This window comes from Nocardia sp. NPDC060220, assembly GCF_042727815.1.
Lineage (GTDB): Bacteria > Actinomycetota > Actinomycetes > Mycobacteriales > Mycobacteriaceae > Nocardia.
In genome coordinates this window covers 1-9,817 of record NZ_JBHWZY010000183.1, presented here as the reverse complement: position 1 = coordinate 9,817, position 9,817 = coordinate 1, and the positions used below count along the sequence as shown (strand labels likewise).

Here is a 9,817-nt window from a genome sequence, read left to right as displayed (position 1 = left end):
GCCCCACCGGCCCGCAGATGGCCGCCGCGGGACCACCGGGAGCCAGGACTCCGGTTCCGTACCGGATCTCACCAAGGCGCCGCCCGTCGACGAGAGCAGGCCGCTGCCGCCCCGGGCCGAGCAGCTGCAGCTCTCCGGGGACATCACCTACGCGCTGCCCTCGATAGACCTGCTGCGACCGCTCCGGCACCCGTCACCGCCCTGGCGCCCGCCACCGCGACCACTACGCCCTCGGCCGCCGCTCCACTTCCCGCCACGACGCCGGAGCTCGCGCCCGAAAGCTCCACTACAGCAGTGCCTACCACGGTGCCCACACCGAAGGAGACGACACCCGCAGTCGGTGTCGCGTGCACCCCGCCCGGCGACGACTACGCCACCGCGGCTGACGGAAGCACCCTCAAATGCACCAAAGCCGGGGGCCCGAGCGCGAAATGGGTGCAATCAGTGCCCCTGCTCGGTACTCGCACTCCGGGTGCTCCCTGCGAGGTGGGCTCGGGTGTTGCGACATCGCCCGACGGTGAGGAGATGTTCTGCCTCGGTGAGGGACCGGACACCAATGTGTGGACCGTTGTGAATTGACGCCTGACCCGAATGCTCGGGGCAACGACTTTGCTGGATTTCCGAGTCACGCCTGCTGCCATAGCGTCTCACCCGCACGGCTTTCGACCGTAGGAGTGACGGATGGTTACAGGGGTGTTGGCTCAGCGGGAGCCCGAGGTCGATGGCATCGAGCGGGAGGCCGTGGAGCGGTGGCATCCGGCGGTCCGCGTGCTCTTCCGGTTCGGGTTCATCGTTGTCGGTATCGGGATGGCGGGGGTGTGGCTGCTGCACGCGCTGCTGCGCACCCTCGGTGTGCCACAGGAGATGGTGAGCGAGGTCGCCGAATGGACGGCGTTGCATCCGCTCACCGATTGGGTCGGCACCCAGATCTTCGGTGTACCCATCGATTACACGGTCACCGGTAGCGGAGACACAGCGGCGAAATGGGTGGCTGTTTTCACCCTGCTCCTGGTTGCCGTGCCGGTGACCGCCGCCTGGTCGGTCCTCGACCGGCGCCGCCCGAACTACACGCGACTGTACGAGTGGTTCCGGTTGCTGTTGCGAATCTCCCTGGCGAGCGCCCTTGTGCTGTACGGGATGATCAAGGTGCTGCCGTCGCAGATGTCGTTCAATCTCGAGCGACTGGTCGAACCGTTCGGTCAGATGAGCCCGATGGCGGTGCTGTGGGCGCAGTCGTCGCTGTCGGAGCCGTATGAGATGGCACTGGGTGCGGCGGAAGTCGTTGCGGCGCTCCTTCTCATCCTGCCGGTGACCGCGGGGATCGGGTCTGTTCTTGCTGTCATTGTGGCGTTGCAGGTGCTCCTGATGAATCTCACGTTCGATGTGCCGGTGAAGCTGTTCGCCCTGCAATTGTTCTTGTACGCAACAGTATTGGCCGCGCCGGATGTGATCCGGATCGTTCGGGCCCTACTCGGCCGCACCGTCGTAGCTCGAACGTCGACACCCTTGCTGTCCACTGCGCGTGGCAACCGAATACTGCTGGCAGCCCAGGTGCTGATGGGAGTGTGGCTGCTCGGTGCCACGACCGTCGAGGCATACGACGGCTGGCACACCTACGGCAACGCACGGCCCAAGTCGCCGCTCTATGGCATCTGGAACGTCACCGAGTACTCGATCGCGGGCGAGCAGGTGCCCGCACTGGTCGACTTCCGCCGATCACCGTCCAACAGCACAATGCCGAGCGCCACCGAACGATTCCGCCGCATCATCTTCGATATCCCCCAGGGCATGACTGTGCAGCGGCTGGACGATTCACTGGTCTCCTTCCCCGCCCGAATCGACACCGACCAGCACACCCTCACGCTGTCGAAAGACATGGCGCACCAATGGAAGCTCGCGACATTCAGTTATTTACAGCCACAATCGGATCGGCTGATTCTGGAGGGCATCCTCGGTGGACGTCCGATACGAATGCAGCTGGACCAGGTTGACCTGGCACAGTTTCCGGCTGTTTCGCGGGGGTTCCATTGGGTGCAGCCAGCGCCCTATTACCGGTAGCAGGATTCATTGCACCCCAATGGAATAGGTCTCATCCGCCGGCAACCGACGGGATGATCATCACCTCGGTACGTGCGCCGACAGCGGTGTCCTGGCCGTCGAGAAGACGGCATTCGTCACCGTCGATATAGAAGTTCACGTACCGGCGCAAAACCCCGCGTTCATCGCGGAGACGGCGCTCCAAACCGGGTGATCGTTCGCGCAGCGCATCGAGGACCTGTTGCAGAGTCGCACCGTCGACATCGAGTTCCTTGGCGCCGTCGACATAGGTGCGGAGCATGGAGGGCAGGCAGACGCGAGCCATCGCGCTATCCGATGACCGCGGCGCGCACGCACAGCACGTCGGGCAGCTTGTCGGCCACGAGCTGCCAATGGTCGCCTTCGTCTGCGCTGCAATACACTTCGCCGTTGCGGGTGCCGAAATAGATGCCGGTCGGGTCGGCGTCGTCGGCGCACATGGCATCGCGCATGACCGCAGCCCAGAACGGGACCTCGGGGAGGCCGTCGTTCAGCTTCGACCACGTCTCGCCGCCGTCCGCACTGCGATACACCGCGCAGACCGCATCGGGCGGAAAGCGGAAGCGATCCATATCCGCCACCAGCGGGAAGGTGTAGATCACCCCCGGCTTACGCGGATGCGCGACGATCGGGAAGCCGAAATTCGACGGCGGTAACCCACCGTCGATCGACTGCCAGCTCACACCCGCATCGGTGCTCCTGAACACCCCACCGTGGTTCTGCAAATACATAGTGCTCGGCGACTCGGCGTCGAGAGCGACCTTGTGCACGCACTGCCCCCATTCCGGCAATTCGCCGGGCATGAAGTCCGCGGTGACACCCTTGTTCGTCGGCGTCCACGATTCGCCGCCGTCGGCAGTCTGATAAACCCCACCGGTGGACATGGCCACCGCCATCCGCTGCGTATCGACCGGATGCGGCAGCACAGTATGCAAGGCCAACCCACCACCACCCGGTTCCCACTGCGGCCGATGGGGATGGTCCCACAACCCTCTGACCAGCTCGAACGTCCGGCCACGATCAGCCGACCGGAATAAGGCAGACGGCTCGACACCCGCGTACACCACATCCGGCTCAACATCGGTAGCAGGCGCAATCTGCCACACACCGCCCAGCGCGGCCCCGGTGTCCTCGGGAAATGCCAGTGGCGCGTCATCCGGCTCGCTCCACGTCTCCCCGAGATCATCACTGACCACCAATGTGGGCCCGAAATGACTGTTCAACACCCCGGCAAGCACCCGTGGCGTCCCCCGCCGGGTATCAATCGCCAACGCCTTCACATCAGCCACCGGGAACTGCGGCGGCGACACCGTCCAACTGGCCCGCCCATCCCGGCTACGAGCCAAGAACAAACCCTTACGTGTTCCGATCCCGAGCAGCACGTCCATCGCGAACCTCCGGTTGGTCACCCGCAACGCCGATATGCGTGACACTACGCCGCCCCACCGACAGGACCTGCGGGTTCATAGGTCGTTCGCCACGGTGCTCGTGAACTCAATGGGGATCTGGGAGCATCTAGTAAGTGAAAGAACCTGGGCTGGAATGGGTTCGACACAGATCGGTTAGGTGGGGACATGTCCAATCTCGATGAACGCATGAGACTGGCGGTCGAGTGGTTCGAGCGTTACCAATTCTCTGATGGCGCGGGCGGGGCAGGCTGGGGCTGGGTCCATGATGTGCCGCCGAATCCGCAGAACACCGCGGAGGTGGTGTGCGCGCTGACCGCGGCAGGCATTCCCGTTCCGCGGGCAGCCGAGGTGCTGCATCTGGTACGTCGGCAGATGATCGTGCCGCCCACCGCGGGTGCGGGGGAGTTCACGGGTCCGATCGATATCGCGTGGCAACTGCGGGCGATGCACTGCCTCGGGGTGGCCGACGCCGATTCCGACGTCCGCGAGTGCATCAGGACGTTGATCCAGGAACAAGATGCCGAATCGGGCGGGTATCGGATGTCCGGATCTGTCGGCCCCGTGTCCCTGACCGCGACGACTGCTGCGATGCACGCACTCGCCCCGTACGCGGCCGACGACGTGGAAGTGGCGCGGGCGACGCTGCGCGGCGTGACCTTTCTGGCGCTGACGATGCTGTCCGACGACGTCCGCGCCGAACCGCTGTACTCGGCGGCACACATCGCCACGGTGCTGGCCCGTCCCGAGTACGCGTCGGTGGGCGGCAGGCGGGCGCGGCGGGCATCCGAGCTGGCGATCGAACGGATGCTCGACGGGCTCGCCAGCGGTGCCAACTGCAACGGGGACGAGCATTTCCTGCGCGGCGATGTCGCCCATATCTGGACCCACCTCGGGCTGCATGCGGCAGTCGGTGCCGTGCTGGTCGCCGATGGCACGCTGATCTTCCATCCGGCGGTCCGTGCGGCGTTGACCGCGTTGTTCGATTTGCAGGTGATGACTCAGCAACTGCCGAGTCGCGGCGGATTCCGGACATCGAGCGAGGGGTTCATCACCGCATACTCGACGACCCTGGCCGTCGAGGCCATGGTGCACGCGCGAACCGCGGTCGCCGAAACCGTCAACCCCGGAAGGGTTTTCGACCTGATCTGTCAGGTCGACGGCGCGCACCACAGCGATGGCCGGGTGGTGACCGAATGGGGGTCACGCCGGCTGGTGATGAACAGCCATGTGGGCTTCGCGATGTTCGTGCTGGCATCGGCCGCCGGATTGACGATCGTAGGGCTCGGAGCCCTGTTGAAGGCGGGCCTGGCCGAGGAGGCCCCGCTCCCTGAGCGTGCCGCCGCGGGTGGCTTGATCGTGTGGGGCACCTTCGTGCTCGCGTTCGGCACACTCGCCTGGCTGACCAGCCGATTCCCCAACTTCTCCCAGCGGGCTATTGCGGCGGGCGTCTTCGGCGGGTTCACTGCTGTGGTGCTGCCTATCGTGACCTACATTTTTTGACCGCAGTCCGGTCATCGCTCACACGATCGTCGCCGTGGATCATGCTCGCGGCGACCTTCGTGTGGGGCATGTCGAGCGCCGCGCTGGCGGCGCTCGAGGGTTCCCTCGCCTCCTCGGCGCTGGTCGCTGCCGGGGGCGGGGTGACTTTGCTCCTCGTCGCGGGTGCACGCCGCCAAGGTCCGATTCGAACACTGCTGGAATCGCCCGGCCTCTATGTGCGATTGGGCGCGCTCGAGGCAGCCAACTTGCTGCTGTTCGTCGCAGCGTTGAAATGCGGACCGTTGCCCGTGGTGGTGGCGTTGCACTTGATCGCGCCGTTGCTGTTGCTCGCCGCCGAGATAGTGCGCGGGCGGCGCCGACCGACGGTGCTCGTCGGCGTCGAGTTCGTGCTGGTCGGTGCCGCGGTGGCAGTGGCGGTACCCGGCAGCTCGGCTGAAATCGGTATGGACAGAGCGCTGTTGGGCTGTGTCCTCGCGGTCGGTAGCGCGGTGTGTGTTGCGCTGCTGGTCAGCCTCATCGCCCGGGAGTCGGCACAGCGACCGACGATCGCGTCGGCGGGATGGCAGTTGGTGGTGGCCAGTGTGCTCGGCGGTGGACTGATCCTGACCGATCCACCGGACGCTCGGACCGCCGGATCGCTCGTCCTGGTCGGGGCGCTACTGCTCGGACCAGGTTTCTGCCTCTATTGGTTGGGCCTGCGGGGCCTGGATGCGACGACGGCGAGCATCATCGGACTCAACGAAGCCGTTTTCGCGGCCGTGGTGAGTGCGATCTTCACGAACACGCCGATCACAGTGGGTGCGGTGATCGGCGGGGCGCTGGTGCTCAGTGCTGTTGTGCTGGACGACAAGTCGAGGCGAGCTCCCGGGTCGCGGCTTTGACGAATTCAGCACATGCCGCCTTGGACTTGTTGCCGCCGGCGTCGTCGACGCCGGTGTTGACGTCCACACCATAGGGCTGCACAAGGTCGATCGCCCTACCGACGTTGTCCGGGGTGAGACCACCGGCCAACGCCACATCCTTGCGCCCGGCCATCGCCTCGACGATCTTCTTGCTGATGTTCCAGTCGTGAGTTTGCCCGGTTCCCCCGAGACGGCTGGGCGTGCGCGAGTCCAGAAGGATAACGTCGCAATACTTGGCGACATCCTCGACGGCGGAGAAAACGCCCTCGTCGGTGACATGAACCGCCCGCAGGATCTTGCGATTGCCCCTGTTCTCGTACACCTTTTGCAAGTTCGCCCGACTTACCAGCCCATGCACCTGGATAGCCTCGACATCGACCATCTGCGCAAGCTGCAAAATCGCGTCAGCGTCTTCGAGATGGGTGACCAGCACACGCTTCACCGAGCGCGCGCCCACTCGGCTCGATACCTGTGCGGACAAGGCCGCCGCCTGCTCCGGTGTGAGCGCGTCCTCGCTGAAGTGCGTGATGCCAGAGATGAACCCCACGGCATCAGGCCGAGCACTCAACGCCGCAGCGAGGTCGAGTTCGGACCTGATACCACAGATCTTCACCTGGACGCGTTTTTCCATATGGTCAACCCTAGTATCAAGGTGCTTCATGGGTGGGGTACGGAGGGTCTGGTCACAGTAGATGCGGTCGCGCAGATACACGGCGGGGCGCAGGTCTGTTGGCTGTTCTTCCTCGTCCCAGAGGTATGGGCTCTGGGACGGGCGCAGCGACTTTATCGACGACTCCTCACTGCTCCGCTCGACATTGCTCTACCGATTTCACAGCGATGCATTCCATCCACTTGCGTTGAACCTCACCAGAAGTCGGTGCTTCACCACACTGTGTGCCGCACCGCCGATAACCTGGGACCGGAGAGCCATCGGGATAGGTGCAGTTGGTTCCTTGCGCATCACACTGGTAGTCGCGACCGTGCGGGTCTTCGTTAGCGGTGGGCTGTGGACAGTGTGGATCCCCGACTACGTACGACTGATCGCTGTATATCGCGGTGCCGTTCTCGCAATACAAGAAGGTCGGCTCGGATTGTTGGATCGCAGGTGAGGATGTGGGTGGTGCCGGTGAGGCGTGCGGCGTCAACTCAGCCGAAGTGGCCGGGGTGGTGGTCTCTGGGAGGCGGGTCGACGACGTCGACGCAGCGGGCCCCTCGGACAAAGGCGCGGACGCCGTCGTCGGCGACACCGACCCCGTGGGTGTTGTCGTCGGCGGGTTGCCGTCGCATCCTGCCAACGCCAATGTGGCCGCGGCAATCAGTCCGACAGCGAACCGGCCAGCAGTGACGGTCATCAGCACACCCTTCTGAAATGCGTTGGACTTCGCAGGTCAGCGTACGTCTGTGGGTGACTTGTGCTTGCTACCGAGCCTGCTGCCCGTCCACGCTCAGTGCAGGGAGGCGCGATCTGCTGAGTCGCGGCCGATATTCCGCTTGATGTGCTTGGGACAATGAGTTCACCATCCACGCGAAAGGAACCCAAGGTGAGCTCTGCCGGTGTTGTGCCGCTGCTCGGACGTGTCGCTGCCGCTGTGTCGGAGGCGATCGCCCGAGTCCGTCCGGAAGCGGCGGATGCGGACCCGGTAGTGCGACGTTCCGATCGCGCCGACTTCCAATCCAATGCCGCGCTGCCGTTGGCGAAGCGGGTCGGTATCCCGCCGACGAAGCTCGGCGCTGAGCTCGTCACTCAGATCGATCTCGCCGATGGTGTGATCGCTGATGTACAAGTGTCAGGCCCAGGGTTCTTGAACATCACCTTGGCCGATACAGCGGTGTGGCAATCCGTCGCAGCGCGCCTGGCCGATGACCGGCTCGGCGTCCCCACCACCGAAGACGGGCAACGGGTCGTCATCGACTACTCGGCGCCGAACGTGGCGAAGGAAATGCACGTCGGGCACCTGCGGACCACCATCATCGGTGACAGCCTGGCCCGGGTCTTCGGGTTCCTCGGCGCCGATGTCGTCCGCGCGAACCACCTGGGTGACTGGGGTACACAGTTCGGCATGCTCATCCAATACATCGACGAGCACCCCGAATGTCCCTGGCATACAGAGGAACTCGATATAGAATCCAGCTCTGTGTCGGCGCTCGACAGTCTGTACAAGGCGGCCAGGAAACAATTCGACTCGGATTCAGGCTTTGCGGACCGGGCCAGGACTCGTGTGGTTGCCCTGCAAGCCGGTGACCCTGACACGGTGTCCCGTTGGCGGGAGATCGTCGCGGAGTCCGAGAAGGCGTTCGGTGCGATCTACGACCGGCTCGGTGTGCTGCTCACTCCGGACGACTACTTCGGTGAGTCGTTCTACAACGACAAGCTCGCCGATACCGTCTCCGAGCTGCTGGACAAGGGCGTCGCGGTCGAGAGTGACGGTGCGGTCGTCGTGCTGTCCGAACGGGTCAAAGGACCCGATGATCAGCCGGCGGTCCTGATGGTCCGCAAACGCGACGGTGGCTACGGCTACGACAGCACCGACCTGGCCACCATCCGTTACCGCATCACCTCATTGCACGCAGACCGGCTGCTATATGTCACCGACTCGCGGCAGGCTCTGCATTTCCAGCTGGTATTCGAAGCGGCACGGCGGGCAGGCTGGCTCACCGAGGCGATCGAAGTTGCTCATGTCGCTTACGGCACCGTCCTCGGGCCAGACGGCAAGCCGTTCAAAACCCGTGCGGGCGGAACGGTTCGGTTGATGGATCTGCTCGACGAAGCTGTCGGGCGTGCGCGTGTGGTGGTCGCCGAGAAGAACCCGGACCTGTCGTATGCCGAGCTCGATGCGATCGCCGAGCAGGCGGGAATCGGTGCGGTGAAGTACGCGGATCTGTCGACATCCAGGGTCAAGGACTACACCTTCGACCCGGACCGCATGACCACGCTCAACGGCAATACCGGTGTCTATCTGCAGTATGCCCACGCTCGGGTCTGTTCGATCCTGCGCAAAGCTGATGCCGCAACCTCGGCGATCGTGGATATCGGCGGGCCGATGGAACCAGCGGAGCGGGAACTCGCTTTGTGTCTCGATGGCTACGGCACTGTCCTCGCCGAGGTGGCCGACACGTTGGAGCCACACCGGCTGGCGGGCTATCTCTACGAACTGGCCCGCGTTTACACCAGCTTCTACGACTCGTGCCCGGTCCTCGCGGCTGACGAACCGATACGTTTGAACCGAATCTCGTTGTGCCAGTTGACTGCCCGCACCCTGGCACTCGGATTGGGGCAGTTGGGAATCGCGGCACCGCAGCGGATGTGACCTGCCCGTCGGGTGGACTGGTCAGCGGTCGGGGTGGATCAGTAGCCGTTGCCCAACGCGTTCGTTGCCTGCGCTTGAGCTATTTGCTGGTCCTCGTACTTTTTCACGGAGATTTCGATGGTGTCGCGGATCAACGTCAGCACCTCGATGTGCTCTTTGAAGGCGGTGTCGAAATCACGCTCTCCGCCAATGGCCTTCATGCCGAGCATCTTTGCAAGCTCGTCAGCTGCATTGAACCGGCCGAGACCAGACACCGAGGAGACGTACTGTAGGTCGTTCTTCAGTTGGACAAAGAGGTCGATCTGCTTGTTGCTTGCGTCGCGACAACTTGTCGCGACCGAGGGGTCGAGGTAGAGGCGGCCTGCCTTCGCCTCTTCGTTCAGATACTGCCAGCGGGACTTCTCGTCTTCTGAAGTCATGACACCCCCCTGATTTCGAAAGTTCTATTTGGGAAAGAGCGGGACGATCGCTTCCGCGATCGGTTGCAGTCGTTGGCATGGCGGCACTGACTTCTCTTTGACGCCGCTGTTGAGCATGTCGAGTTGCGTGAATCCAGTCGACGTCGGAAAGACGATCGAGCAGTCTTCGTTAGCGTCGTAGTGGCTTTGCCGGAACTGCACAC

The 9,817-nt window shown here is 63.9% G+C and carries 10 protein-coding genes; 5 read left to right on the top strand and 5 right to left on the bottom strand.

The genetic code is table 11. The features are described from left to right. The coding region (locus tag ACFWF3_RS12300) for a hypothetical protein (RefSeq protein WP_379313730.1) at positions 1 to 190 on the bottom strand (190 nt) is incomplete at its 3' end. Positions 191 to 681: 491 nt separating this feature from the next. Between ACFWF3_RS12300 and ACFWF3_RS12295 the strand changes: the two genes are divergently transcribed. Continuing rightward, on the top strand, positions 682 to 2,058 hold the full coding sequence (locus ACFWF3_RS12295) for a DoxX family protein (protein ID WP_379313729.1): 1,377 nt from the start codon (positions 682 to 684) through the stop codon (positions 2,056 to 2,058). Positions 2,059 to 2,089: 31 nt separating this feature from the next. Here ACFWF3_RS12295 and ACFWF3_RS12290 read toward each other — a convergent pair whose 3' ends face one another. Then, complete coding sequence (locus ACFWF3_RS12290) at positions 2,090 to 2,338, bottom strand: MoaD/ThiS family protein (protein ID WP_379313728.1); 249 nt, start codon at positions 2,336 to 2,338, stop codon at positions 2,090 to 2,092. Between the two features lie 28 nt (positions 2,339 to 2,366). Then, the gene (locus ACFWF3_RS12285; protein ID WP_379313727.1) at positions 2,367 to 3,464 is read right to left on the bottom strand and encodes a WD40/YVTN/BNR-like repeat-containing protein; all 1,098 of its coding nucleotides are present in this window, start codon (positions 3,462 to 3,464) and stop codon (positions 2,367 to 2,369) included. Between the two features lie 186 nt (positions 3,465 to 3,650). Between ACFWF3_RS12285 and ACFWF3_RS12280 the strand changes: the two genes are divergently transcribed. Together ACFWF3_RS12280 and ACFWF3_RS12275 are read left to right on the top strand one after the other, a co-directional pair. After that, a complete protein-coding gene (locus ACFWF3_RS12280; RefSeq protein WP_378992421.1) occupies positions 3,651 to 4,985 on the top strand; it encodes a hypothetical protein in 1,335 nt (444 codons plus the stop codon). A 41-nt stretch (positions 4,986 to 5,026) separates the two neighbouring features. Then, positions 5,027 to 5,866, top strand: a complete 840-nt coding sequence (locus tag ACFWF3_RS12275; RefSeq protein WP_379313726.1) for an EamA family transporter — start codon at positions 5,027 to 5,029, stop codon at positions 5,864 to 5,866. Here ACFWF3_RS12275 and ACFWF3_RS12270 read toward each other — a convergent pair. Continuing rightward, a complete protein-coding gene (locus tag ACFWF3_RS12270; RefSeq protein ID WP_379313724.1) occupies positions 5,811 to 6,518 on the bottom strand; it encodes a phosphoribosylanthranilate isomerase in 708 nt (235 codons plus the stop codon). The two genes, ACFWF3_RS12275 and ACFWF3_RS12270, sit on opposite strands and share 56 nt — an antisense overlap. Positions 6,519 to 6,943: 425 nt before the next feature. Here ACFWF3_RS12270 and ACFWF3_RS12265 point away from each other — a divergent pair, with 425 nt between their 5' ends. Then, positions 6,944 to 7,255 carry a hypothetical protein gene (locus ACFWF3_RS12265; protein ID WP_379313723.1) on the top strand — a complete coding sequence of 104 codons (312 nt, stop codon included), beginning with the start codon at positions 6,944 to 6,946 and terminating at the stop codon, positions 7,253 to 7,255. Between the two features lie 173 nt (positions 7,256 to 7,428). Next, positions 7,429 to 9,195, top strand: coding sequence for an arginine--tRNA ligase (argS, locus tag ACFWF3_RS12260; protein ID WP_379313721.1), 1,767 nt, complete (start codon positions 7,429 to 7,431; stop codon positions 9,193 to 9,195). A gap of 38 nt (positions 9,196 to 9,233) precedes the next feature. Here argS and ACFWF3_RS12255 read toward each other — a convergent pair whose 3' ends face one another. Next, on the bottom strand, positions 9,234 to 9,614 hold the full coding sequence (locus tag ACFWF3_RS12255; RefSeq protein WP_378992426.1) for a hypothetical protein: 381 nt from the start codon (positions 9,612 to 9,614) through the stop codon (positions 9,234 to 9,236). Positions 9,615 to 9,817 lie beyond the last annotated feature (203 nt).

What these genes read in the sequence shown, in the direction of transcription:
- ACFWF3_RS12275 (WP_379313726.1), top strand. Translation starts at nt 5,027, where the DNA reads ATGCTCGCGGCGACCTTCGTGTGGGGCATGTCGAGCGCCGCGCTGGCG.
- ACFWF3_RS12295 (WP_379313729.1), top strand. Translation starts at nt 682, where the DNA reads ATGGTTACAGGGGTGTTGGCTCAGCGGGAGCCCGAGGTCGATGGCATC.
- ACFWF3_RS12255 (WP_378992426.1), bottom strand. Translation starts at nt 9,614, where the DNA reads ATGACTTCAGAAGACGAGAAGTCCCGCTGGCAGTATCTGAACGAAGAG.
- ACFWF3_RS12290 (WP_379313728.1), bottom strand. Translation starts at nt 2,338, where the DNA reads ATGCTCCGCACCTATGTCGACGGCGCCAAGGAACTCGATGTCGACGGT.
- ACFWF3_RS12280 (WP_378992421.1), top strand. Translation starts at nt 3,651, where the DNA reads ATGTCCAATCTCGATGAACGCATGAGACTGGCGGTCGAGTGGTTCGAG.
- ACFWF3_RS12285 (WP_379313727.1), bottom strand. Translation starts at nt 3,464, where the DNA reads ATGGACGTGCTGCTCGGGATCGGAACACGTAAGGGTTTGTTCTTGGCT.
- ACFWF3_RS12270 (WP_379313724.1), bottom strand. Translation starts at nt 6,518, where the DNA reads ATGGAAAAACGCGTCCAGGTGAAGATCTGTGGTATCAGGTCCGAACTC.